We start from the raw sequence: 25,116 nt of genomic DNA on the forward strand, positions 1-25,116 counted from the left end.
GCCCAGGGCAAGCCCCGCAAGCAATCACAAGATGGCATATAGGGTTTGGGCCAGCCAAAGCGAGAGGCGATGCAGCCGGGTTCTTATCCAAAAACCCGGGCTCTTATCCAAAAACCCGAGTTCTTATCCAAAAACCCGAGTTCTTATCCAAAAACATGGACGACCACTGTCAGCCAAAACGCAGTGGTCACGACCGCACAGGCGGTGGCGATGGTCATCTGGTTCGACGCCAGCGCCTGGCCGGTGTTGAACTGCACCGCGATGAGATAGGAATTGATGCCGGACGGCAACGCCGCAACCATGACCGCCACCTTGGCCGTCAATGGCGGCAGGCCGATCAGCCAGACCAGGCCGAGAACCAGCGCCGGCATTAGGAACAGTTTCAGCGCCGACAGCGCCAGCGCCGGCCTTACATTGCCGGAAATGCCGAAACGGCGCAGGCTGAGCCCCATGGCGAACAGCGCCACCGGGGCGGCCGTGCCGGCCAGCGCGTCGCTCAGCCGCGTCGCAAGCACCGGCAGCGGCGCACCGGTGAAGCGCCACGCCAGCCCGGCCAGTATGCCGATGATCAGCGGATTGATGAATACCCTCCTGAGAAAGCTCCTGACGACGCGGAGCGGATGCACAGGCTCGCTGCCGCCGCGGCCGAACATCTCGAAAAGGATGATCGAGGCCATCATCATCACCGGCAGGTGAATGGAAACGAGCAGTGACAGCACTTCGAACCCCGCCGGCCCGAACACGCCGATGATGAAGGGCGCGCCGAGCAGGACGACGTTGGAGTAGGACGACGACACGCCGCCGACGACGCCGGCGCGGGCGTCCCGCCCGAAGATGCGCGTAATGACCAGATGGCCGGCAGCCCAGGTAAGCGCCACCGCCGCGAAATAAGCGCCCCATAGCGACCACGGCGCCACGCCGTGGAAATCGGCCTTTACCATGGTCTGGAACAGCAAAAGCGGCATTGCCACGTTGATGGCGAATTCGGATACGCCCTCGCCGCTCGCCGGCTTCAAATAGCCGGTCAACCCGGCAAGATAGCCGAGCCCGACGAGACTGAAGACGAAGAGGACGGTTTCGGTAAGCGGAGACATTTTTCCCGTGATAGGCGAGCCCCGGCGGCGGCGCAATCGCCCTTCCCTCGCGAATGTACCGGCCAACAATCCGGCCGCTCGGATCTTGCCCGAATTTGCTCATGGTTGGATGCCAGCGCTATACAGGGTTGTCGGGGGACACGCGGCGAATGGGCCTTGTCGGAAATCAGCACTTCTTCAAGCAGGCGTGGCTGACGGCTTTCGTCGGCGCCATGCTTTGCCTCGTGGTGACCTCGGCTCATGCCGCGGAGCCGGCGAGCCTCAAGGGCGTGGCGCTGATTGTCGGCCAGTCGAAATACCAGCACATAGCGGCTCTTCCCAACCCCGCCAACGACGCCCGCGACATCGCCAAGATGCTGACCGATCTCGGCTTCGACGCGCGCAGCGTCACCGACCGCGACACGGCAAAGCTGAAGCGCGACCTCGAGCGTTTCGCCGAGGATGCAGAGGACGCCGACGTCGCCTTGATCTACTATTCCGGCCACGGCATCGAGGCCGGCGGCGAAAACTATCTGGTGCCGGTCGACGCCGACGTTTCTTCATTGAAGGACGCCGATCAGGCCCTGGTGCCGATCTCCGCCGTCATGGACGAATTGAAGACGACCGTGCCGGTAACGATCATGCTGCTCGATGCCTGCCGCACCAACCCGTTTCCGGCGGATGCGGTGCTGCGCCGGGCGCCGACGGCCTCGGCCTCGCCGATCAGCGCCGGCGGATTGGAGCCGGTGCGCGGTGCCAGGGCACTGGCAAACGCGACCGCGACGGAAAATCTGGGAACGGTGATCGGCCTTGCCGCCGAGCCGGGGCGGCCGGCACTCGATGGCATCGTCGGCGAAAACAGCCCCTACGCAGCGGCACTTCTGCGCCACCTCGCGGCGATGAAGGGCACCGAGTTCGGCTCGGTCATGCGCATGGTGACCGAGGAGGTCTATCTCGACACCAAGGCCAAGCAGCGGCCATGGGTCAATGAAAGCCTGCGCCGGCTGCTCTACTTCGGCGTAGCACCGCAGGAACCGACCGGCGACGACGGCCTGATCACCGGCGAGCGGCGGCAATTGCTGCTGACGATCGCCGAGTTGCCTGACCCCAAGCGGGCACAGGTGGAACTGGCCTCGCTGCAGGACGGCGTGCCGCTCGACGCGCTTTATGGCGTGTTGAAGGCGCTCGGCACCGAAAAGATGCCGGAGGACCCCACCGACCTGCAAAAGCTGCTCGACGCCCAGGCCGAGCGCCTGAAGAAGATGATCTCCGAGCGCGACGCGCTGCGCACCGACGACCCCGAGATCAGCCGCCTCGTCGCCTCGGCCGACAAGGCGATCGGCCAGGGCGCCATCGTCACTGCGCGCAACTTCCTCGACCAGGCGGTGGGCCGGGTCGAGCAGGCCAGCGGCGTGGTCGACCGGGCAGAGGATCTGGTCAGGCAGAAGCGTCTTGCCGACGCGGCGATCTATGCCAGGCGCGCCGACGCTTCGGCGCTGGTCTTCGACTATCTGTCGGCCGCCAACGATTACGGCAAGGCCTTCTCGCTGGTCGAGAGATGGGACGACAGGCTGCGCTGGAACTACAAGAACCAGGAGGCGGAAGCGCTCAACGCGCATGGCAGCGCCACCGGCGACAGGCAAGCGCTGCAGCACGCCATCGACGCCTACCGCGTCATCCTGAACTTCATCCCCAATGGCGAGCAGAACCGCGACTGGGCGATCACCCGCAACAACATGGCTGTGGTGCTGCAGACGATCGGCGAGCGCGAGCGCCAAATCGACCGGCTGGAAGAGGCAGCGAAGATCTTTCGCGATTCGCTTGCCGTGTTCGAGCGCGAGAAGGATGATCTCAACTGGGCGGCCGCCCAGAATAACCTGGCCAATGTGCTGTTGAAGATCGGCGAACGCGAGAGCGACCCGAAACGCCTGAACGAGGCGGTGGTGGCGATGCGCGCCACGCTGGAGAAGCGGCCGCGCGACAAAGTCCCGCTGGACTGGGCCGCCTCGCAAAGCAACCTTGGCCTTGCGCTTTACGCGCTTTCGGAACGCGAACCGGGCGGCGAGCGCCTGACCGAGGCCGAGGCCGCCTACCGGCTGGCGCTTGAAGAATACACGCGCGAAAAGGCGCCCGTTCAGTGGGCGATGGTCCAGAACAATCTCGGCAACACGCTGGTGTCTCTCGGCACGCAACGCAACGACAAGGCAAAAATCGACGAGGCAGCCGCGGCATTCCGCGCCGCGCTCGAAATCCGCACACGCGACACCTTCCCGCTCTCCTGGGCGAGCAGCCGTCTCAATCTGGGTAACGCGCTGAGCAGTGCTGCCCGTTTCGATCTCGGCACCGGCCTGCTCGAAGAGGCGGCTGCCGCCTATGGCGACGCGCTGACCATATTCACACGCCAACGTTTTCCGACGGATTGGGCTTCGGCGGAGAACAATCTCGGCTCGATCTACCAGACGCTCGGCCAGCGCACGCGCGATCCTGCCAGGCTTGAGCAATCGGCGGCCGCATACCGGGCGGCACGGCGCGTCTACACCAAGAAGGAGTTTCCGCTCGACTGGGCGATGACCCACTACAATCTCGGCAACACGCTGCAACTGCTCGGCGGCGTGACCGACAAGCCGGTGCATTACGAGGAGGCGATCGAGGCCTATCGCGATGCACTTCGCGAATACAAGCGCGAGACGACGCCGCGGCAATGGGCACTGGCGCAGGCCGGTCTAGGCTCGGCGCTGCAATGGCTGAGCATGAGCGAGGCCGATCCCCGCAAACTGGCCGCTTCGATCGCCGCGCGCCGGGCAGCGCTGGAGGTGCTGACCTTCGAGACCTCGCCCGTCGACTGGGCGAACGCGCAGAACGGCATCGGCATGAGCCTGATCAATCTAGGCAATCTCGAACGCACCGGCAAATATCTGGACGAAGCCGAAGCCGCCTTCGAGGCAACGCTCAAGGTCTTCACCCGCGAAAGCCAGCCGATGCAATGGGCCTTCGAGCAGAACAATCTCGGCGACGTCCACTGGAACCGCGGCAGCTATGGCGGTGGCAATGCCGAATACCAAAAGGCGATCGAATTCTTCGAGAACGCCAAGCAGGGCTTTACCGATGCTGGCTATACACTCCCCATCCCGCTGACCGACCGCAAGATCGATCTGGTGAAGAAGCAGATAGCGAAGAAATAGGCGTCTCGGCCGCAGGTTGCACTCGGCTTGTCTTTCAGCCGGCTTTGCCGTCCCTATATGCCGGTCACCGGGGACCTGCCTGCCGGTCACCCGAAAAGGATGTCTGATGCTTCGATTTGTGCTGGCCCTGCTGTTGCTTGCCGTTTCCGCCACAGCCCATGCGACGGAAGCCGGCTGGGCGCTGCTGCGCGACGGCGGGCATGTCGTGCTGCTTCGCCATGCCATGGTCACAGGCACCACCGATGCGGCCAATTTCGACCTCGGCAAATGCACCACCCAGGTCAATCTCTCGGAGCGCGGCAAGCAACAGGCGCGCAAGATCGGCGCGCTGTTTGGCGCCCGCGCGGCACCGGTCGAGCGCGTGCTGTCCAGCCGTTATTGCCGCTGCCTCGAGACCGCCCGCATCGCTTTCGAAAGCGAGCCGGAGCCGTTCGCACCGCTTGACCTGCTGAAGACCGACGAAAAGGAGAAGGCCGCTCAGATCGCTGCGATCCTGGCAGAGATCCGCGGCTATTCCGGCTCCGACAATCTGGTCATGGTCACGCATCTCGAAGACATCAAGGAATTGACCGGCATCTCGCCGCGCGAAGGCGAAGCCGTGGTCGTCGAGCCGCAAGGCGACGGACTGCGCGTGCTCGGCCGCGTTACCTTCTGACCGGGCCGGTCGCTCCTCGCGTCGAGCGAGATAGGTGTTGCCGAAATGCCACTGCCACGAGAAGCCGTGGTTGGATTCCGATCTCATCTTGCTCTGCCTGGGCAGCAATCCCATCTGCGCCCGGCGTATCAGGCCTTTTCCTGCCCGGAAAAACCGATTAGACAGCCCAAAACACATGCGGACAGATTCCGCCCGCAATCGAAGGAAAAGCCCTTGTCCACCACGTTCGACAAAGTCGCCAAGATCATCGCCGACACCAGCGAGATCGACATCGAGACGATCACGCCCGAAAGCCACACCATCGACGATCTCGGCATAGACAGCCTCGACTTCCTCGACATCGTCTTTGCCATCGACAAGGAATTCGGCATCAAGGTGCCGTTGGAAAAGTGGACGCAGGAGGTCAACGACGGCAAGGCCTCGACCGACGACTATTTCGTCATGAAGAACCTGTGCGCCAAGATCGACGCGCTCGTCGCCGCCAAGAACGCCATCTAAGCACAGCGCTTGACGCGCCCTCACCCACAACAGCCGCCCATGAACCCCCGCGACGTCGTCATATCAGGCATCGGCCTTGTCTCGTCGTTGGGCGAGGGTCCGGATGCGCATTGGCAAAAGCTCGTCCAGCCGCGCCTTGAACCGGTTCTGGAGGCCTCGCGCTTCTCGCCCTATACGGTCCACCCGCTGCCGGAGATCGACTGGAACCTGCAGATCGCCAAGCGTGGCGACCAGCGGCAGATGGAGACCTGGCAGAGGCTCGGCACCTATGCGGCCGGCCTTGCGCTCGACGATGCCGGCATCAAGGGCAATGACGAACTCTGCGCGACCATGGACATGGTGGTGGCCGCCGGCGGCGGCGAGCGCGACGAGGCGGTCGACGCGGCCATTCTCGCGGCATCGGAAAGCCGCAATGACCGCGACGTGCTGCTCAACGAGAAGCTGACCACGGAATTGCGCCCGACGCTGTTTCTGGCACAGCTCTCCAACCTGCTCGCCGGCAACATCTCGATCGTCCACAAGGTGACGGGATCGTCGCGCACCTTCATGGGCGAGGAAGGTGCCGGCGTTGCCGCTGTCGAGACGGCGGCCGCGCGCATCCGCTCCGGCCAGTCGACGCATATACTGGTCGGCGGCGCTTTCCAGACCGAACACTCCGACATGCTGCTCGGCTATGAACTGGCCGGCTACCTGCATCGCGGTCCGTGGACGCCGGTCTGGCAAAGGCAAGGTGCCGAGGGCGGCGGCGTGGTGACCGGATCCGGCGGCGCGTTTCTCGTCCTGGAGCAGCGCGAGCATGCGGAAAGCCGTGGCCGGAAGATCTATGCGGAACTCGGCCCGATCCTGTCCGGCCGCGCCAGGCGCCGGCGGGGCGAACTCGATGGCGAGATCGCCGCGCTGCTGAAGCAGGCCGCATTGCCGAATGGCGAACTGCTGGCGATCTCCGGCGCTTCGGGCGCCCATGCCGCGACCGCCGCCGAGAAATCGGCGCTCGACGCCAATCCGGCGATCGCCGCACGCGGCTTTTCGACGCTGACCGGTCACATGAAGGAAGCGCAGTTCCCCTTTGCCGTCGCGCTGGCGGCCCTGGCTGTCGACCGCAAGGCCGCCTACCCTGTCTTCGACGCCACAGTCGAAAAACCGTTTGCCGGTGTCCCGAAGACCATCCTTGCAACGGCGATCGGCTATCACCAATTCGAGGGCATGGCGCTGATCAAAGCCGCCTAGAGCATCGGACCGAAACGTGTGGCGCGGTTTTCGGGCGATCCGACGCTCCAAGAGAAACAGGTTTTTGGACAACAAATGGCCAATCTGAACGACCACATGGGCAGGCCCATCGTCGCCGTCACCGGCATCGGCGTGGTGACGTCGCTCGGTGTCGGCAAAGCCGACAATTGGGCGGCACTTACGTCAGGCAAATCCGGCATCCATCCGATCACCCGCTTCCCGGTCGATCATCTCAACACCCGCATCTCCGGCATGGTCGATTTCCTGCCGTCGAGCTCCAAGGGCGCCAGTCTCCTCACCTATGAGCTTGCCGAAACCGCCGCCCAGGAAGCGATGTCGGAGGCAGGCCTCGATGCCGGCGATTTCGGCGGACCGCTGTTCCTCGCTTCGCCGCCGGTCGAGCTCGACTGGAGCGAGCGCTTTTCGCTCTACAATTCCGACAAGCCCAATAATTCAGACAGGCACGATTCCGGCGCCGAAAGGCTGCTGCGGGTAGCGCGCGGCCTCAGGGAACTCGACATTTTCGAGACCACCCAGTTCGGCTCGATTGCCGACCGGCTTGCCGACCGTTTCGGAACGCGCGGCCTGCCGATCACGCTGTCGACAGCCTGCGCTTCGGGCGCCACGGCGATCCAGCTCGGCGTCGAGGCGATCCGCCGCGGCGAATGCGACAGGGCGCTGTCGATCGGCGCCGACGGCTCGGCGACCGCCGAGGCGCTGATCCGCTTCTCGCTTCTATCGGCGCTCTCGACCCATAACGACATCCCCGAAAAGGCCTCAAAACCCTTCTCCAAGGATCGCGACGGCTTCGTGCTCGCCGAAGGCTCGGGCGCCCTTGTGCTGGAATCGCTGGAGGCAGCTCTTGCCCGCGGTGCCACCGTTCTCGGCATATTGCGCGGCTGCGGCGAAAAGGCCGACGACTTCCATCGCACGCGCTCCAAGCCGGACGGTTCGCCGGCGATCGCGGCGGTGCGCGCCGCTCTTGCCGATGCCGGCTTGAGCGAGGACGGGATCGATTATGTCAACGCCCATGGCACCTCGACGCCCGAAAACGACAAGATGGAGCATTTGTCGCTGTCGACGGTGTTCGGCGAGCGAATCTCGTCAATGCCGGTCTCGTCGAACAAGTCGATGATCGGCCATACCCTATCGGCTGCCGGTGCTGTCGAGGCAGCATTTTCGCTGATGACGATGCGCGAAGGCGTCATTCCGCCGACCATCAACTACGACAATCCCGACCCGGCAATCGTCCTCGACGTGGTGCCGAACACCAAGCGCAATGCCGAGGTCGGTGCCGTCCTGTCGAACTCCTTCGGCTTCGGCGGCCAGAACACCTGCCTTGTCATGGCGCGGGAACCGGTCTAAGCGACCTTTTTCAGCCAGACTGAACCGACAGGCACCATGCGCGCATTGCAACTTATCGAGGACCGCCGCCTTGAAACGGTGGACCTGCCGCCCCCGCCGCAACCTGCGCTCGGCGAGGTGACGCTGCGCATCAAGGCCGTGGCGCTGAACCACATCGACGTCTGGGGCTGGCGCGGCATGGCTTTTGCCAAGCGCAAGCTGCCGCTGGTCGTCGGCGCCGAGGCTTCCGGCGAGGTCGAGGCGGTTGGCCCCGGCGTTTCCAGCCTTGTGCCCGGGCAATTGGTCTCGATCTATGGCGCCCGCACCTGCGGTCTTTGCCGCGCCTGCCGCGAAGGCCGCGACAATCTCTGCGAGCATGTTTCGGGCGTGCACGGCTTCCATCTCGACGGCTTTGCGCAGGAAAAGATCAACCTGCCGGCGCGCCTTCTGGTCCCAGCTCCGCCCGGCGTGAGCGAAATCGGCGCGGCGGTGGCGCCTGTCACCTTCGGCACAGTCGAGCACATGCTGTTCGACAATGCCCGGCTGCAGCCCGGCGAGACGATACTGGTCCATGCCGGCGGCTCCGGCATCGGCTCCGCCGCGATTCAGCTGGCCAAGAAGATGGGCTGCACGGTCATCACCACCGTCGGCTCGAACGACAAGATCGACAAGGCCAAGGCGCTCGGCGCCGACCACGTCATCAATTACCGCGACGACCGCTTCGAAGGCGTCGTGCGCAAGCTGACCAAGAAGAAGGGCGTCGACGTGGTGTTCGAGCATGTCGGCGCCGAAACATTTGCCGCCTCGATGCTGTGCCTCAAGCGCGGCGGTCGGCTGGTCACCTGCGGCTCGACCTCCGGCGTGTCGACGCAGATCAATTTGATGCAGTTGTTCCAGCAGCAGCTGAAGCTGCTAGGCTCGTTCGGCTGCCGCATGGAAAACATGGCCGACGCCATGCAGAAGATGGCGGCGGGCCTGGTCGCGCCGGTGATCGACACCGAGGTTGGCTTCGACGGAATCGATGCGGCGCTGAAGCGCATGGAAGGCCGCGACGTCTTCGGCAAGATCATCCTGCGCGTCGGCTGAAATGATCGGCAACGCCTTCAGGAAGATCCGCAGGGACGTGGGATTCCGCTATGGCAGGCGGCTTCGCCAGTTCAACTACTGGCTGGTCGCGCGCGTCGCGATGATCATCATCTCCGCGCTGCGCCTGCTGCCGCCCGACAGGGCGCTCAATTTCGCCGACCGCGCTGCCCGCCGCATCGGCCCTTGGGTAGCGCGCCATCAGGTTGCTGTCGACAATCTGCGCAGGGCCTATCCGGAAAAGAGCGATTCCGAGATCGAGGCGATCGCTTCCGACATGTGGGGCAACATGGCCCGCCTGGCCGCCGAATATATCTTTCTCGATGCTCTGTTCGACTACGATCCCACTGCGACGAAGCCGGGCCGTGTCGAGGTCAAGGGCGTGGAGCATTTCGTGCGCATTGCCGGCGAGGACAAGCCGCATATCGTCTTCACCGGGCATCTCGGGAATTTCGAGCTGCTGCCAGTGGCGGCGGCGACCTTCGGCATGAACATCACGGCGCTGTTTCGCCCGCCCAACAACCCTTACCTCGCCGACTACATCCTCTCGACCCGCCGCTCGAGCATGGGATCGCTGCTGCCGTCTTCGACCGGTGCCTCGTTCGCGCTTGCGGCCATCCTCGAGAAAGGCGGCAATATCGGCGTGCTGGTCGACCAGAAATTCACGGGCGGGCTCGAGACGACATTCTTCGGCCGCCCCTGCGAGAGCAACCGGGTTCTCGGCACCCTGGCGCGGCACTACGATTGCGATGTCTACCCGGCGCGCTGCGTGCGCCTGCCGAACAACCGTTTCCGGCTCGAGATCGAGGACAAGCTCACCTTGCCGCGCACCGCCGGCGGCAGTGTCGACGTCCGCGCCACCACCCAGCTTCTCAACGACGTGGTCGAGCGCTGGGTGCGAGAAGACCCCGGCCAGTGGATGTGGTTCCACAAGCGCTGGGAGATCAGCGGCCGCAAAAAGCGTCGCCCGGCGACAGTGCGCGACAAAGCCGCCTGAGCGGAACGATCTTTTTGGGCACAGGCCTTATTTTGTTCTTGCTTTGTGCCGGCAGCTATGCTACTAATTTCGGTATGGTGCTATTTGGCTCCGACGAACCCGCCGCTCCGGCGGGTTTTTTGTTGCGGGCCGAGGAGCAGGCCCTAATTCGTCACGAGGATCCGCGTATTGCCGAAGCCGGCTTTGCGCACCATCGAATAGAACGCGGCGGCGTTGCTGGGGTGGAGGCGCACACAGCCATGCGATGCCGGGCGCCCCAATTGCCTGATCGCGCCGGTGCCGTGGATAGCATAGCCGCCGCGGAAGAACACCGAATAGGGCATCGGCGACATGTCGTATTTGCGCGAATACCACATCCGAGCCGTCCGCTGTGGGCGATAGCTGCCGCGCGGCGTGATGTAGCCTTTGCGGGCGGTGGAAACGCTCCACCGGTAATACGAAAGCCCGTATCTTACCGTCATTGTCTGTGAGGAAATATCGATGTTCGCGACCAGGCTGGCCGCCCGGCTCTCGAACGACGAACCGAACAGCATCGCCATCAATGCCGCTGCCATGAGAACAGTGTTTTTCATGCAATCAAACCCCTTTGATGCCCCTTGCTTGCCTGCCCTCGCGCTGTTCTCCAGCGTTTTGATGGCAAGCCAGCGAGCTAACACCCACTCCCTGACGATTTCACCAATCCAAAGCAGCGAATTTGAACGATTTCCCGCGATAGTTGCCGTAACGACACGCAATCGCCTCGCAATTCGCCATCGGGCTTGCAAAACCTCCTCATCCGCTGCTCAATTCGCCGAATGAACGAACCGAACGAACGGCTCCTCAAGGCTATCGATGACCGGGCCGATGATCTGGTTGCGCTGACCGCGGATCTGATCCGCTTTCCGACCATCAATCCGCCCGGCGAAGCCTATCGGCCATGTGCCGAATATATCGGCGCGCGGCTGAAGAAGCGTGGTTTTGAGATCGAATTCATCCGTGCTGAAGGCACGCCCGGCGACACTGACCGTTACCCGCGCGTCAACGTCGTCGCCCGCTTCGATGGCCGGGCGCCGGGTGCTTGCGTGCACTTCAATTCGCATATCGACGTCGTCGAGCCCGGCGACGGCTGGAGCCTCGATCCGTTCGCCGGCATCGTCAGGGATGGCAAGGTCTATGGCCGCGGCGCTTGTGACATGAAAGGCGGGCTTGCCGCCTCGATCATCGCCGCTGAAGCCTTCATGGAGGTCTTTCCCGATTTTCCCGGCGCCATCGAGATTTCAGGCACGGTCGACGAGGAGTCCGGCGGCTTTGGCGGCGTCGCGCATCTGGCCACGCTCGGCTATTTCTCCAGGCCGAAGGTCGACCACGTCATCATTCCCGAGCCGCTCAACAAGGATCGCATCTGCCTTGGCCATCGCGGCGTCTGGTGGGCGGAGATCGAGACCAAGGGCGAGATCGCGCACGGCTCGATGCCGTTCCTCGGCGACAACGCAGTGCGCCATATGGGCGCCGTGCTGCGGGCCTTCGAGGATGAGCTGTTTCCGGCGCTCGACCGCAAGATGACGCGCATGCCGGTCGTGCCCGAAGGCGCAAAACGCTCGACCATGAACATCAACTCGATCCATGGCGGCCAGACGGAGGATTTCCGGCCCGGCCTGCCCTCGCCCAACGTGCCCGATTCCTGCCGGCTGACCATCGACCGCCGCTTTCTGCTCGAAGAGGATCTCGCTACGGTCAAGAGCGAGGTGACCGATATCCTGGAACGGCTGAAGCGCGAGCGCAAAAAGTTCGATTACGAGATCCGCGATCTGATGGAGGTGCTGCCGCTGATGACCGAGCGCGACGCACCGGTGGTGAAGGCGGTCGCGCAAGGCATCATGGAGATATTCGACCGCGAACCGGATTACGTGATTTCGCCCGGCACCTACGACCAGAAGCACATCGCCCGTATCGGCCACATCTATGACTGCATCGCCTATGGCCCGGGCATCCTCGATCTCGCCCACCGGCCCGATGAATGGGTCGGCATTGCCGACATGCTGGACTCGGCAAAGGTGATGGCGATCGGCCTCGACGTTCTGCTGAGGGACGCCGGCCCGCGATGATCCGGCCATGGGCGAAAAAACATTCCTCCCGGCGATGGCGGACGGTACGAAACGCAATTTACTCGGCGGCGAATTCACGCTTCTATCCGCCCGGGTTTGAGCACGTGTTTTAGCATATGGGGAGTTGCACGATGAAATTGTGGAAAACCATTCTGGCCGCTGCGGCGCTGGCGTTGGCCGCCGGAACCTCGGCGATGGCCGCGCGCACCGACCTGGTCATCGGCATTACGCTCGAACCCCCGCATCTCGATCCGACCGCGGGCGCCGCGGCGGCGATCGACGAGGTGCTCTATGCCAATGTCTTCGAGGGCCTGACCCGCATCGGCCCGAACGGCGAGGTGCTGCCCGATCTCGCCGAAAGCTGGAGCATTTCCGACGACGGCAAGGTCTACACTTTCAAGCTGCATACAGGCGTGAAATTCCATGACGGCAGCGACTTCAACGCCGACGACGTGAAATTCTCGCTCGATCGTGCCCGCGCCGACAATTCCGTCAACGCGCAAAAGAGCCTGTTCGCCGCCATCGACAAGGTCGAGGTCGTCGATCCCGCGACGGTGAATGTCACGCTGAAGAACCCGCAAGGCTCGTTCCTCTACAATATGGGCTGGGGCGACGCGGTTATCGTCGCGCCTGAGACAGCCGACACCAACAAGGAAAAACCGATCGGCACCGGCCCGTTCAAATTCCAGAACTGGGCCAAGGGCTCGTCGATCACGCTGGTCAAGTCGGACAATTACTGGGGCGCCCCGGTGTTCCTCGACAAGGCCGAGTTCCGCATCATTCCGGATGCCGCCGCCGCCGTTCCGGCGCTGCTTTCCGGCGACGTTCAGGCCTTTCCGTTCTTCGACCCCGACAGCGTCGCCCAGGTCAAGGACGACCCGCGCTTCAAGGTGGTGATCGGCTCGACCGAGGGTGAAACCATCCTGTCGATCAACAACAAGAAGCCGCCCTTCGACAAGCTGCAGGTCAGGCAGGCGATTTCCTTTGCGCTCGATCGCAAGGCGATCATCGACGGCGCCTCGGCCGGCCTCGGCGTGCCGATCGGCTCGCACATGTCGCCCGCCAGCAAGGCCTATGTCGACCTCACCGGCCTCTACCCGCACAATGTGGAGAAAGCCAAGGAGTTGCTGAAGGAAGCCGGCCTGGAGAATGGCTTCAAGGCGACGCTGAAGCTGCCGCCGCCCTCCTATGCGCGGCTTGGTGGCGAGATCATCGCCTCCGAGCTTCGCGAAATCGGCATCGATCTCGAGATCATACCGGTCGAATGGGCGCAGTGGCTGGACCAGGTCTTCACCAAGAAGGATTACGACCTGACCATCGTTTCCCACACCGAGCCTAACGACATCGATATCTATTCGCGCAAGGACTATTACTTCAACTACGACAACCCGGCCTTCGACAAGATCATCGACGAGCTGAACCTTACCTCCGACGAGGCCAAGCGCATGACGCTGCTCGGCGAGGCGCAGAAGGTCCTGGCCGATGACGCCGTGGTCGGCTTCCTCTACGAACTGCCGAAGGTCGGCGTCTGGGACGCCAAACTGCAGGGCCTGTGGGAAAATGCCCCGATCCAGGCCAATGACCTGACCAAGGTGAAGTGGACGGATTGATCGCTGACAGAAAGGCGAAAGTTGCACTCCGTCCCACCCCCCTCTGTCCTGCCGGACATCTCCCCCTCAAGGGGGGAGATTGAGCCCTCATCGCCGCTTTCGCTAACCACTAGCGTTGCAAGGACAGTGCCAGCGTGGAAACTGCCAATCTCCCCCCTCGAGGGGGAGATGTCCGGCAGGACAGAGGGGGGTGGGCGGGAACGCTACCTTCGCCCAGTGCTTGCATCAGGCAGCTCATGACCGCCTACCTCCTCAAGCGGCTCGCCATCGCCGTCGTCACGCTGGTTCTGGCCTCGATGGTGGTCTTTGCCGTGCTGGAGATCATTCCCGGCGACCCGGCGCGGCTGATGCTTGGCCTGAACGCCAGCGCCGACCAGATCGAATTGCTGCGCAACCAGATGGGCCTCAACGCTCCCGTCATGCTGCGCTATCTGCATTGGGCCGGCGGCTTGCTGAGCCTCGATTTCGGCCGTTCCTACACCTATTCGGTGCCGGTCATCGATCTGGTCCGCGAGCGCCTCGTCGTCTCGCTGCCGCTGGCACTGATGGCGCTGGCGCTGTCCACAGTCATTGCCATTCCGGTCGGGCTGTTTTCCGCCAGCAGACGCGGCCGGGCCGGCGACACGATTGCGATGGGCGCCGCCCAGCTTGGCGTCGCCGTGCCCAACTTCTGGTTCGCGCTGATGCTCATCTATCTGTTCGCCGTCTGGCTGCGGCTGGTGCCGGGCGGCGGTTTTCCTGGCTGGAGCGCCGGTGTCTGGCCGGCGCTGAAGTCGCTGCTCCTGCCGGCAGTCGCTCTCGCTCTGCCGCAGGCGGCGATCCTCGCCCGGGTCACCCGCTCGGCGCTGATCGAAGTGCTGAACGAGGACTACATCCGAACCGCCCGCGCCAAGGGCCTGCCCTATCGGCTTGTCTTGTGGCGGCATGCGCTGCGCAACGCCATGATCCCGGTGGTCACCATTTTAGGCCTGCAATTCGCCTTCCTGCTTGCCGGCACCATCATCATCGAGAACGTCTTCTACTTGCCCGGCCTCGGCCGCCTGGTGTTCCAGGCGATCAACCAGCGTGACCTGATCGTGGTCGAGAGCGTCGTCATGCTGCTGGTTGCAGCCGTCATCGTCGTCAATTTCGTTGTCGACCTCTCCTATGCAGTGGTCGATCCGCGCCTGAGAGGCCGGCAATGACGCTGCACATCGACATCCCCGACGAGAATCTTGCCGGCATCCTGGCCAAGGCGTTCAAAAACCGTTCGTTCCTTGCCGGCTTCGCCATCACCGCACTGGTGGCCGCGGTCGCGATCCTCTCCTTCTTCTGGACGCCTTACGATGTCACCAAACTGGTCATATCCGACAAGACCCAGGCGCCGTCGCTGGCGCACTGGTTCGGCACCGACCATTTCGGTCGCGACATCCTGTCGATGATCATGGTCGGCGCCCGCAACTCGATTGCCGTGGCGCTGGTGGCGGTCGGCATCGGCATGGGCATCGGCGTGCCGCTCGGCGCCTTTGCCGCGGCGCGTGGCGGCATCGTCGACGACGTGCTGATGCGGCTGAACGACCTGGTCTTCGCCTTTCCGGCGCTGCTTTCGGCAATCATGATCACCGCCATCTTCGGGCCGGGCGCGTTCAACGCCATCATTGCCATCGGCATCTTCAACATCCCGGTATTCGCGCGCGTCGCCCGGGCCGCCGCCCTGGCGATCTGGCCGCGCGAATTCATCCTCGCCGCCCGCGCCGCCGGCAAGAGCAGGACGCTGATCAGCATCGAACATGTGCTGCCCAACATCGCCACGCTGCTGCTGGTGCAAGGCACCATCCAGTTCGCGCTGGGCATACTGGCCGAAGCAGGGCTTTCCTATGTCGGGCTGGGCACCCAGCCGCCAATGCCGAGCTGGGGCCGCATGCTGTTCGACGCCCAGACCCGCATGGTGGTGGCGCCGTGGATGGCGATCTTTCCCGGCATGGCGATCGTCATCACCGTGCTTGGCTTGAACCTGCTTGGTGACGGCATTGCCGACATTCTCGATCCGAAATCGCGGCGGCAGCGATGAGCCTGCTCGAAATCGACAAGCTGTCGCTGACCATCGGCGGCACGCCCATCCTCAGGGACATCGAACTTTCCGTCGCGCCCGGCGAAGTCATGGGGCTGGTCGGCGAATCCGGCTCCGGCAAGTCGATGACGGCGCTCGCGGTGATGCAGTTGCTGCCCTGGGCGGCGCACGCCAGCGGACGCGTCACCTTCGACGGCATCGACATCCTGGCGGCGAGCGAGGACCAGATGTGCGCGCTGCGCGGCGACGACATCGGCATGGTGTTCCAGGAGCCGATGACGGCGCTCAACCCGGTCAAGACCATCGGCGAGCAGGTCGCCGAGGGTATTCGCTGGCACACCAGGGCGAGCCGCGGCGACGCCGAGGAACGGGCGCGAAAAATGCTGGACCGGGTCGGCCTGCCGGCGGCGCAGTTCCCGCTGTCGCGTTATCCGCACGAGTTGTCCGGAGGCCAGCGCCAGCGCGTCGTCATCGCCATCGCCTGTGCGCTGAAACCCAAGCTGTTGATCGCCGACGAGCCGACGACCGCGCTCGACGTGGTGCTGCAGGCGCAGATCCTCGACCTGCTGCGCGACCTCGTAGCGGAAAACCGCATGGGCCTGCTGCTGATCTCGCACGACCTCGCCGTGGTGACCGAGATGGCGGACCGCATCACCATCCTGCGCCATGGCGAGGTGATGGAGGCCGGCGACACGGCGCGCATTCTGTCCGGACAGCTTCATCCCTATACGCGCCAGCTGGCGCAGGCCTCGATGCATGTGCCCGCGCGGGCTAGGCACAGCGTCGGCCAAGGAAAACCTCTGGTTGAGGTAGAGAGCGTGACGCGCGACTATCCGGCACGGCGCATATCGCTGCTCAAGCGAGGGGCTCCCATCCGCGCCGTCGACGATGTCTCCTTCTCCATGGCGCCCGGTCAGTCGGTGGCGCTGGTCGGCCGTTCCGGTTGCGGCAAGTCGACGCTTGCCCGCATGGTCCTGGCGCTGGACAGGCCGACATCAGGGACAATCCGCTTCCGCGGCGACACCCTCACCGGCAAGAGCGAGGCGGAGCTGAGGCCGGCGCGGCGCGACATGCAGGTCGTGTTCCAGGACCCGTATGGTTCGTTCGACCCACGCCAGAAGGTCGAGAGATTGGTGGCCGAGCCGCTGCATGTGCTGGAGAAGAAGCCGGCGCCCGCCGCGCGGCGCGAGATGGTGGCGCATGCGCTGCACGAGGTCGGCCTCTCACCAGGCGACATGGACAAATACCCGCACGAGTTTTCGGGCGGCCAGCGCCAGCGCCTTTCGATCGCCCGCGCCATCATCACCCGGCCGAAGCTGGTCGTCGCCGACGAGCCGGTCTCGGCGCTCGACGTCTCGATCCGCGCGCAGATCCTCGATTTGTTCGCCGAGCTCAACCAAAAACTCGGCATCGCCTATCTGTTCATCACCCATGATCTGACCGTCGCCCGCGCCATCACCGACGAGGTGATGGTCATGCATGACGGCAAGATCGTCGAGCGCGGCAGGACGAGCGAAGTACTCGACCACCCGCAATCAGAAGCCGCCAAGGCGCTGATCACTGCTGCTCCAGACCTGCACCGGGCGATTGCAAAACGGCTGCACGAACAGGGCTGAGCCGCAAGGGGCACGGGCCTTCCGATCTCCCACTGTGGGGTCCGAAGGTCGGGGCGAGACCGGTGGCTCGCCCCACGAGGAGGCTCCGGTGGTTGGCGACGTGGGGGAGACGACTGTTTGTGGCCAGCCTATGAAAGTAGAAAAAATATGGGGCCATTGGGCCGATCGCCGATCGCGCAACCCGGACCTGATCGTCCCTTTGCGCGCGAAGGAGATTTAGCGAACTTAGGTTTGGAAATTGCGGTATTAATGTATGTTTTCTGCCTCGCCCGTTCGGCTTTGTCCTGCCGCGTATTCTCCGCATCGTCGCGCTTAAGCTAAGCAAAACGACTGGCAGCAACGGATAGCCCCCAAACACACGAGAGCTTGGCGCTCCAACAAAGCCGTAACTAATCACCACTCGCGCCTTCCGCATCACGCCGGCATCTGTAGTAAAGGTAACCTTAAAGTGAGAAAACTACCCTACAAGGAAGGCACCCTGTTTGCCATTCCGTTGAGATCAGGTGGCTATGGGCTTGGCTTGGTAGCTCATATGGCCCCAATGGGAAAGATTATTCTAGCATATCTATTTGGACCAATGCGTCTGGAATTGCCAAAGGCGGATGAATTAAATGACCTTAGTCCAGATAATGCAGTCAGGTGCCTACGGTGTGGCGATCTCGGTTTAATAAATGGAACTTGGCCAATTATTGGTCAAATGAAGAGCTGGGCAGAAGACAAATGGCCTATGCCAACCTTCGTTCACAAAGAAAGCCTTTCCAACCGAATTCTTATTCGAAAATACTCAGAGTCTGATCCATCGAAGCTACAGAGCCAAACTAGCGTAGCTTCGGCGGGCGATTTGGAGCAGGACGGTTTACACGGATATCAAGCCGTCGAATTGATTCTGATCGAGCAGCTGAAACCCCATTGATCAAGGAATGACGGTAACGATGTGAATTACGAATTACGGTGACTCCCACTAGCCGGCCTCTCGTCAATGCCGCGCGGAACTTTTTTGGCGGCGTCAGCGGCTAATTTGCATCGGGCGGACTATTCATCCGGGGAGGAGCCCCACGACTAGTGAAGGAGGGATGTCACTGGGTTGTTTGGTGGAGAACAATAAAGACTATAACTCGCTTATGAATGTAATCGGCCCGAATAAGGTGGGTAGTGCGAGTTTACAGGTAAATGATTTCCCAATTGGTCCGTGAGGAGTTGCCATCATGCATTTTAAAATAGCATTGAAAATTGCCGGATTTGTTGCAATTTTGGTTTTCGGAGGATCGGCCTGTACTGTGCCATCAACTCCTGAGATACTGAACTGTTCAAATGGAATCTTTGCAGATAATTGGCCGTTCACTTGGCGAGCAGTTGAGGAGAAATGTATATCACGCGTAACCTCGCAAATTGCGAAGGAGTTCATAGACTGGAATACGAAATATGAAGAATTTAATGAGGATACTGGTGCACTTTACCTTTTTATATGGACGAGATTGATTGATAAGAATCTTGCGACTCCATTGCAATTGGACGAGAGAACGAAAGATTTTGATCAAGTAACTCGATCGCTTACGGACTCTTATGTTGGCATTTACGACGATATTGAAAAATTGCAGGAAGAATTGAAAATGTCTTTGGCCCAAAAAGGAGGCGGGGATGCGAATTCGCTCTATGCGATAAGGCTTTTAGGTTTGGTTCGAATTGAGCACGCGCGGCCCACCATTTTGTTCCTGAAGAGTCTGGTTGATCTTGACACCCACACCATTAAGGTCACGGGACAATACGGGGAAGAGATTGTAGAAATGCAAGAGTTGTTGGATTATCGGGCCAGTGCACAAGGTCGTTAGTTGCCATTCACAGATCCTAAATGACGCGGGTCATTACTTAGTGGCCGCTATTGTGCGGCAGGAACTGGAGAGAATTTCGCAATTTCGGTGCACTTTTATCGCGTTCGCCCGGCTATCATTGCACGTAGATTGACCACATGGCCCGCCTTGCCCGCATAGCGGCGTCCGGCTTCTACAACATCGGCCAGCTCACCTCCACCAACCCTGGGGCAACGCAAGGCAACAAGTATGACGGCTTTGGCAAGCTCGCCCGCCGGGACGTCACGCTGGGCACGCTGACCCACACCACGACCAGCGTGCGCGATGCCTCCGGCCAGACGGGTTGTTGATAATACGGAGCTCGATATACGGTGGACGTAACTGTTACAGGTCCGGCCGGCACCGTTGAGGTTCGCACCGGGTGGATTTTTAGCCCCCGGTTCAAACGTCCCGTCGCTGATGACACTATTCGTGAAGTAGAGTCCCGCTATGAAACCAAAGATCAACGACGTTGTGAGATTGATTTGTGATATGCTGGGAGAATCCCTTCAGGCCGGAGCGTTAGGAGTCGTTGTTGAAGAGCATTCTTATCCCGAGGAGGCATACGAGATTGAATTCAGTAGCGAAAATGGGAAGACCATCGCTCAATTAGCCTTACTTCCAAACCAGTTCGTACTGATTGCTGTGTAAGGAATTACAGCGCACTCTTTCCATATCTCCTCTCCGAATTACGGTGACAGTGCGAATTACGGTAACAGTGCACTTTTTGTTGTGTTCGCTCGGTCGAAATAGCTAGAAGATCGGAGGCGCAGAGACTATGGATATGAACGGGACTTTTGAGAGGATATTCTCAGTAACATCCGTATGGACGTCGATTGCGACCATTCCTATTTCGCTGGCGTGGGGTGAATCCGCCTGGATGGTGGTTTTTATTTTCGCGATACTTGCTGCCTCCTTTGCATTTCCAAGAAGGTTAGCGGAGCTTCTTAATCGTTTCGAACACCCCATCGGTTATCTGGAGAGGAATTTCAAAAATGACTGGACCGGATGGTCGTATACAAAATCAAACATAAACATGATATATAATTTGGGTATGATCCAGAAGTATCACTATGTATTACTTTTAATTACTGTCATTCATTTTTTGATTTCAGGTGCCTTGGGTGAAAGCGAATTAGCTGTCGCGTATCTCGCAATTATGGCTGCATTCTCTTTGATTTCCGTTGCTTTTATTGCCCGGCATAAGAGAAAGAGATAGCGCACTATGATAGTACTTTGAGCATCCGCTGGAGCGGCAAGGGGGATCTTCCCGGTTCCAAGATTGTTTCCCAAAAAGACGCTAAAATCGGTGATGTTGTTTCGTGGACTGCAAAATTCGATGATGCCACCGGGCACACTGCAGTTTACACGGGAAGTCTGAATGTTAATGGTAGCGCGCCCCGACAGTTGCCGGCGATTTTGGAATGATTGGTGCGGGCTAGTTCGATGTTCACTACGGAACAGAGGAGGGCTTGAAGCACGATTACCCCGGGGTTTATAGCTCACCCTCTTTCAGGTCGCTTGATCCCGATTGATGTCGACGTCAGAAATTGGGGGCTGAAATGAAAATTAGTAAGCAGTGCATATTTTCGGCAGCTGTGCTGAGTGCTGTGACTGCCGTATTGGTCTTGCTTATATTCTATCAGAAAATCACCGGCCCTTCGTCCAGATGGAAGGACGCACTATCGCGTGAAAAATTGACCGCACAATTTGGTGACATAAAAGCCATTAGAAGAAGTCAGATTTGGACCTATCTCGGCAAGCCTGATGAACCAAATATGCCCAAGCAATACGATCTTTGGTCTGACGATGCCTTATTTGAAAATCTTTCGACGTAGTATACAGCACTGAAGAATATAAGGCGGAACCGGATCATCAAGATCCGATCGCGGCATATATGTTTTACCAATGCACCGTTATTTTATTTGACCACAAGTTTATACTGAATTCATCACATTTGACGCTTGAGGAGTAGTGGTGACAGTGACGTGCGCTTGGCAAACTATCCCATACCCCGTGCGCCACCCGCGAATACACTGCACCCCGTAAGTGAGAACACAGATAATATCTGTGACAGGTTATCCTGGAGGATGGCCTATGACAGACAAAATGACGTTCAGAAAGTCAGCCGATGCCTCAGCCTTGAGGCTTCACCACATCGGCCGGGCTGATGTCGAGCAGGTCGAGCGTGCGGCGCAACAGCTGCATTTCGCTCCCGGCGAGTTGCGAATCGGCCTTGGCGATTTCGGCCATGTGGCGGGCGAGCAGCTTGCGCCGTTCGACGTCGAGGTCGCGGAACTGCGCGACGGCTTGCGAGCCGTTGGTCTCGTAGCCGAATTCGTTGAGATATTCGATGACGCTGTCGATGCTGGTTTCGGGAATGCCGAAGGCGTCCCGGCAGATACGCCTGAAGGCTGTCATTTCGCTTTCGCTGACCGATCCATCGGCCAATATCATACGGAACAGCATCAGCAGCTCCGCCGACAGCACCGGATCGTCCGCGACCTTGCGCACGCCAGGATCGCCGTCGAAGATCGAGCGTATCTGGTCCAGCAATCCCATCGCCATCAGCCCCTTCCGATTCGTTCGGAAGGTAGCGCGGAATCGGATTTGCGCAAACGGGGTGCGAATGGTGGAAAAGCCGCCTGCGTGCACTCATTGGTGTGTGACCGCGCGACTGATAGTATGCCGCTGTACGAATCATGTTGAGGAGGGACCGAACATGAATCTCAGTGCGCCTACCCAGCTTATTTTCATTATATCCCTTGTCATCGCCATCATCGGCGTTCTCGCCGCGCTTGGCGTTCTTGCGTTCATCCCTTTGAATGCCGCGTGGATTGTCGTCATCGCCTACATTGTGCTGGCCGCCGGCTGCCTGATGCGCGGCGCTTAAACACGTCCAGACAATTCAGAATCTCAGGCAACTCGGAGCGCCCGGCCAAAACCGGGCGCTTTTGATTCCGGCGGATGGTCTGTTAAAGTTGCTTGGCGGAAGGAAAGCTTGATGCCCGCCGACAGCAAAGACGACAGCCGCCACGAAAGCCCAGGCCTCGATCGGTTCGAGATGGTGCGGCGCGCGCCGAGCCATCGGCTTCAGGGCGTCGTCACCGACATGTGCGGCTTTCGCGAAACCATGCCAGGCCATTTCCGCGCCATCGAATATGCCTCGCTGACCGTGCCGCTGGTCATCAGCTTTGCCGAACCCTTTGCCATTGGGCTCGGCAGGGACCCCAGCGACAATGACCGCTTCGCCAGTTTTGCCGCCGGCCTTTATGCCGGGCCGGTGGTGATCGAATCCTGCGGCGGCACCTGCTGTATGCAGGTCAATTTCACCCCGCTCGGCGCTCGTCGCTTCTTCGGCCGGCCGATGAGCGAACTGACCGACCGCATGGTCGGCCTGGATGACGTGCTCGGCGTTGAAGGCATCGCATTTCGCGAAAGGCTCGGCAATGCGCCGGATTGGAGCTCACGCTTTGCCATCGCCGAAGCCTTCGTCGGCGATCGGTTGGCAACCGCGGACCGCACTCAAGCCGACATAGTCTGGGCCTATGAGACGATCGTCTCGACGCGTGGGCGGACCCGCATCTCGACGCTGGCCGAAAAGCTTGGCTGGAGCCGCAAGCATCTTAACGGAAAATTTTCGGACGCGATCGGAACCGGCCCAAAAACGCTGTCGCGCATTGTCCGCTTCAACCATGCGCTTGGGCTGTCGAGACAGTCGAACAGCGCTTGGGCCGACATCGCCGCCGACTGCGGCTATGCCGACCAGGCGCATCTGGTACGCGAGTTTCGCGACCTCGCAGGCGTCGCGCCGACGGCCCTTGCCGCCAGGTAACATTTCTTCAAGACGCGCAACCGGCCTTCGCGCAGACTGGGTTGATCGACCAACCCGCTGAAGGAGATCAGCCATGCCGAACACCACCGAACCACCGCGGCTTTATCCGGCGCTGCGCTACAGGAATGCCGGCAAGATGATCGATTGGCTGTGCGAGGCCTTCGGCTTCAGCGTCCGCGCCCGCTATGGCGAAGGCGACGTGGTGCACCACGCCGAACTCGCGTTCGGCTCCTCGATCATCATGCTCGGCACGGCGCGCGACGACGCCTATGGCAAGATGGTCGGCGCGCCGGGTTCGGACGGCGGCAAGTCGATCTACGTTGCGGTCGCTGACGCAGACGCGGCATACGCGCGGGCAAAGACCGCCGGCGCCGAGATTCTGGAAGAACTCACCGACCGCGACTATGGCAGCCGCGAATTCATCTGCCGCGATCCGGAAGGCAATGTCTGGTCGTTCGGCACCTACTGGCCGAAGGCTGACGAGAAAGCATGATCCCGAAAAGTGGAGACCGGTTTTCGGACAAGATCATGCTCAAGCAAAGTATCTAACGCGCCAGCCCAAAAATCGCGTCGCAGTCGAGGTGGGTTTCCAGTTCGGCTGCGATCTCGTCCAGTGCCCGTTCGACCTCGGCGCGGTAGTCGATGCCGCCGCCCTTGACGCCAAGGCTTTCGAGGAATTTCGCCCGGAAGGCATCGGCGGAAAACAGCCCGTGCATATAGGTGCCCAGCACCTTGCCGTCGGCCGAGATAGCACCGTCATCGATGCCGTTGATAACGGCGGACGGCCGCAGCGTATCCGGACCTGTGGTGCGGCCGAGATGGATCTCGTAGCCCTCGAGCGGCAGATCGAACGGCACCGAGCGCGCGCTGACGTTGCGCACCGTCTTTTCCGGCTCCATCACCGTTTCGACGTCGAGCAGCCCGAGGCCTTGCGTTTCTGTAACGCTGCCCTCGATGCCGTCGGGATCGCGCACGCTACGACCAAGCATCTGGAAGCCGCCGCAAATGCCGACGATATGACCACCGCGTTTCCTATGCGCGGCAAGGTCGCGGTCCCAGCCGTTCTCGCGAAATTTCAGGAGATCGCCGATCGTCGACTTCGAGCCGGGAATGACCACCAGACCCGCATCTTCGGGCAAGCGCTCACCAGGCGGCACGAACACCACCTCGACCTGCGGTTCGGCCTTGAGCGGGTCGAGATCGTCGAAATTGGCGATGCGCGAGAGCATCGGCACGGCAACCTTCAGCGCGCGCTTCTCGCCGGACGCCAGTCGTTCGAGCACGACGGAATCTTCCGATGGCAGCCGCGCCGCCGCCTTCAGCCACGGCACGACGCCAAAACAGCGCCAGCCGGTGAATTTTTCGATCGCCTCGATGCCATCGTCGAACAGCGAGACATCGCCGCGGAACTTGTTGATAAGGTAGCCGACGATCATGCGCCGGTCCTCGTCCGGCAGGATCAGATGGGTGCCCGCGACCGAGGCGATGACGCCGCCGCGATCGATATCGCCGACCAGGATCACCGGCACGCCGGCGCGCGTCGCAAAGCCCATATTGGCAATGTCGTGGCTCCTGAGATTGATCTCGGCCGGCGATCCCGCGCCCTCGACAATGACTAGGTCGGCGCCCTCGCCGACCGTCGCCCAGGAGTCCAGCACCGCATCCATCAGCCGGCCCTTCAGCGCCTGGTAGTCGCGCGCCCGCGCCTCGCCGAACACCTTGCCCTGCACGACGACTTGAGCGCCGACATCGGTCTGCGGCTTGAGCAGCACCGGGTTCATGTGGATCGTCGGCGCCACGCCGCAGGCGATCGCCTGCAGCCATTGGGCGCGGCCGATCTCGCCGCCGCCTGAATCGCCTGGAATATCGGCGACGGCGGCGTTGTTGGACATGTTCTGCGGCTTGAACGGCCGCACCTTCAAGCCGCGCTTCTTCGCCGCGCGGCACAGACCGGCGACGAGCACCGTCTTGCCGACATCCGAACCCGTGCCCTGCAGCATGATCGCCTTGGCCAT

The 25,116-nt window shown here is 61.4% G+C and carries 26 protein-coding genes; 22 read left to right on the plus strand and 4 right to left on the minus strand.

The annotated features are described in order from the left end of the window. Window positions 1-143 precede the first annotated feature (143 nt). On the minus strand, window positions 144-1,094 hold the full coding sequence (locus tag NKJ28_RS11440) for an AEC family transporter (protein WP_352470327.1): 951 nt from the start codon (window positions 1,092-1,094) through the stop codon (window positions 144-146). A 149-nt stretch (window positions 1,095-1,243) separates the two neighbouring features. Here NKJ28_RS11440 and NKJ28_RS11445 point away from each other — a divergent pair, with 149 nt between their 5' ends. The 7 genes from NKJ28_RS11445 (at window position 1,244) to NKJ28_RS11475 (ending at window position 10,059) form a co-directional block, all read left to right on the plus strand. Then, complete coding sequence (locus NKJ28_RS11445) at window positions 1,244-4,255, plus strand: caspase family protein (protein ID WP_352635590.1); 3,012 nt, start codon at window positions 1,244-1,246, stop codon at window positions 4,253-4,255. Between the two features lie 106 nt (window positions 4,256-4,361). Next, complete coding sequence (locus NKJ28_RS11450) at window positions 4,362-4,910, plus strand: histidine phosphatase family protein (RefSeq protein ID WP_023676461.1); 549 nt, start codon at window positions 4,362-4,364, stop codon at window positions 4,908-4,910. Between the two features lie 213 nt (window positions 4,911-5,123). Next, on the plus strand, window positions 5,124-5,408 hold the full coding sequence (locus NKJ28_RS11455) for an acyl carrier protein (RefSeq protein WP_023676462.1): 285 nt from the start codon (window positions 5,124-5,126) through the stop codon (window positions 5,406-5,408). 39 nt (window positions 5,409-5,447) lie between these two features. After that, a complete protein-coding gene (locus NKJ28_RS11460) occupies window positions 5,448-6,635 on the plus strand; it encodes a beta-ketoacyl-ACP synthase (RefSeq protein ID WP_352568922.1) in 1,188 nt (395 codons plus the stop codon). A 75-nt stretch (window positions 6,636-6,710) separates the two neighbouring features. Beyond that, on the plus strand, window positions 6,711-8,000 hold the full coding sequence (locus tag NKJ28_RS11465) for a beta-ketoacyl-ACP synthase (RefSeq protein ID WP_352635593.1): 1,290 nt from the start codon (window positions 6,711-6,713) through the stop codon (window positions 7,998-8,000). 36 nt (window positions 8,001-8,036) lie between these two features. Continuing rightward, window positions 8,037-9,065, plus strand: a complete 1,029-nt coding sequence (locus tag NKJ28_RS11470) for a zinc-binding dehydrogenase (protein WP_352635595.1) — start codon at window positions 8,037-8,039, stop codon at window positions 9,063-9,065. A 1-nt stretch (window position 9,066) separates the two neighbouring features. Next, on the plus strand, window positions 9,067-10,059 hold the full coding sequence (locus tag NKJ28_RS11475) for a lipid A biosynthesis lauroyl acyltransferase (RefSeq protein WP_352635597.1): 993 nt from the start codon (window positions 9,067-9,069) through the stop codon (window positions 10,057-10,059). Window positions 10,060-10,202: 143 nt separating this feature from the next. On the opposite strand, the gene NKJ28_RS11480 is transcribed toward NKJ28_RS11475, so the two are convergent. Further along, on the minus strand, window positions 10,203-10,631 hold the full coding sequence (locus tag NKJ28_RS11480) for a L,D-transpeptidase (RefSeq protein WP_023676467.1): 429 nt from the start codon (window positions 10,629-10,631) through the stop codon (window positions 10,203-10,205). Window positions 10,632-10,853: 222 nt separating this feature from the next. Between NKJ28_RS11480 and NKJ28_RS11485 the strand changes: the two genes are divergently transcribed. The 12 genes from NKJ28_RS11485 (at window position 10,854) to NKJ28_RS11540 (ending at window position 21,104) form a co-directional block, all read left to right on the plus strand. After that, window positions 10,854-12,143, plus strand: coding sequence for an acetylornithine deacetylase/succinyl-diaminopimelate desuccinylase family protein (locus tag NKJ28_RS11485; RefSeq protein ID WP_352635599.1), 1,290 nt, complete (start codon window positions 10,854-10,856; stop codon window positions 12,141-12,143). A gap of 131 nt (window positions 12,144-12,274) precedes the next feature. Next, on the plus strand, window positions 12,275-13,753 hold the full coding sequence (locus NKJ28_RS11490) for an ABC transporter substrate-binding protein (RefSeq protein ID WP_352635601.1): 1,479 nt from the start codon (window positions 12,275-12,277) through the stop codon (window positions 13,751-13,753). Between the two features lie 236 nt (window positions 13,754-13,989). After that, the gene (locus tag NKJ28_RS11495) at window positions 13,990-14,937 is read left to right on the plus strand and encodes an ABC transporter permease (RefSeq protein ID WP_352635603.1); all 948 of its coding nucleotides are present in this window, start codon (window positions 13,990-13,992) and stop codon (window positions 14,935-14,937) included. Further along, window positions 14,934-15,803 carry an ABC transporter permease gene (locus NKJ28_RS11500; RefSeq protein ID WP_023676471.1) on the plus strand — a complete coding sequence of 290 codons (870 nt, stop codon included), beginning with the start codon at window positions 14,934-14,936 and terminating at the stop codon, window positions 15,801-15,803. The genes NKJ28_RS11495 and NKJ28_RS11500 overlap by 4 nt, the downstream gene beginning before the upstream one ends. After that, window positions 15,800-17,419: an ABC transporter ATP-binding protein gene (locus NKJ28_RS11505; RefSeq protein WP_023676472.1), complete on the plus strand. Its 1,620-nt coding sequence runs from the start codon at window positions 15,800-15,802 to the stop codon at window positions 17,417-17,419. Before NKJ28_RS11500 ends, NKJ28_RS11505 begins: the two co-directional genes overlap by 4 nt. A gap of 448 nt (window positions 17,420-17,867) precedes the next feature. After that, a complete protein-coding gene (locus tag NKJ28_RS11510) occupies window positions 17,868-18,332 on the plus strand; it encodes an Imm26 family immunity protein (protein ID WP_352635606.1) in 465 nt (154 codons plus the stop codon). Window positions 18,333-18,624: 292 nt separating this feature from the next. Continuing rightward, window positions 18,625-19,248 (plus strand): DNA polymerase Y subunit UmuC family protein, encoded by a 624-nt coding sequence (locus tag NKJ28_RS11515; protein ID WP_156937332.1) that lies wholly within the window; start codon window positions 18,625-18,627, stop codon window positions 19,246-19,248. 137 nt (window positions 19,249-19,385) lie between these two features. Further along, window positions 19,386-19,577: a hypothetical protein gene (locus NKJ28_RS11520; protein WP_023676475.1), complete on the plus strand. Its 192-nt coding sequence runs from the start codon at window positions 19,386-19,388 to the stop codon at window positions 19,575-19,577. Between the two features lie 139 nt (window positions 19,578-19,716). Further along, a complete protein-coding gene (locus NKJ28_RS11525; protein WP_023676476.1) occupies window positions 19,717-19,917 on the plus strand; it encodes a DUF4926 domain-containing protein in 201 nt (66 codons plus the stop codon). A 127-nt stretch (window positions 19,918-20,044) separates the two neighbouring features. Then, entirely contained in the window at window positions 20,045-20,485 is a 441-nt protein-coding gene (locus NKJ28_RS11530) for a hypothetical protein (protein ID WP_352568929.1), read from the plus strand. A gap of 17 nt (window positions 20,486-20,502) precedes the next feature. Beyond that, the gene (locus NKJ28_RS11535) at window positions 20,503-20,694 is read left to right on the plus strand and encodes a hypothetical protein (RefSeq protein ID WP_156937333.1); all 192 of its coding nucleotides are present in this window, start codon (window positions 20,503-20,505) and stop codon (window positions 20,692-20,694) included. A 134-nt stretch (window positions 20,695-20,828) separates the two neighbouring features. Further along, complete coding sequence (locus NKJ28_RS11540) at window positions 20,829-21,104, plus strand: hypothetical protein (RefSeq protein ID WP_023676478.1); 276 nt, start codon at window positions 20,829-20,831, stop codon at window positions 21,102-21,104. 298 nt (window positions 21,105-21,402) lie between these two features. On the opposite strand, the gene NKJ28_RS11545 is transcribed toward NKJ28_RS11540, so the two are convergent. Then, a complete protein-coding gene (locus NKJ28_RS11545) occupies window positions 21,403-21,834 on the minus strand; it encodes a TerB family tellurite resistance protein (protein WP_023676479.1) in 432 nt (143 codons plus the stop codon). A 154-nt stretch (window positions 21,835-21,988) separates the two neighbouring features. Here NKJ28_RS11545 and NKJ28_RS11550 point away from each other — a divergent pair, with 154 nt between their 5' ends. From NKJ28_RS11550 to NKJ28_RS11560, 3 genes are all read left to right on the plus strand, one after another. Then, a complete protein-coding gene (locus tag NKJ28_RS11550; protein WP_023676480.1) occupies window positions 21,989-22,159 on the plus strand; it encodes a hypothetical protein in 171 nt (56 codons plus the stop codon). A 111-nt stretch (window positions 22,160-22,270) separates the two neighbouring features. Beyond that, window positions 22,271-23,101 carry a helix-turn-helix domain-containing protein gene (locus NKJ28_RS11555; protein ID WP_352635610.1) on the plus strand — a complete coding sequence of 277 codons (831 nt, stop codon included), beginning with the start codon at window positions 22,271-22,273 and terminating at the stop codon, window positions 23,099-23,101. Window positions 23,102-23,174: 73 nt separating this feature from the next. Next, window positions 23,175-23,594: a VOC family protein gene (locus NKJ28_RS11560; protein WP_023676482.1), complete on the plus strand. Its 420-nt coding sequence runs from the start codon at window positions 23,175-23,177 to the stop codon at window positions 23,592-23,594. A gap of 52 nt (window positions 23,595-23,646) precedes the next feature. Here NKJ28_RS11560 and NKJ28_RS11565 read toward each other — a convergent pair whose 3' ends face one another. Further along, window positions 23,647-25,116 carry a cobyric acid synthase gene (locus tag NKJ28_RS11565; RefSeq protein WP_023676483.1) on the minus strand — a complete coding sequence of 490 codons (1,470 nt, stop codon included), beginning with the start codon at window positions 25,114-25,116 and terminating at the stop codon, window positions 23,647-23,649.

Origin of the sequence: Mesorhizobium sp. M0145 (assembly GCF_040322355.1) — a bacterium.
Lineage (GTDB): Bacteria > Pseudomonadota > Alphaproteobacteria > Rhizobiales > Rhizobiaceae > Mesorhizobium.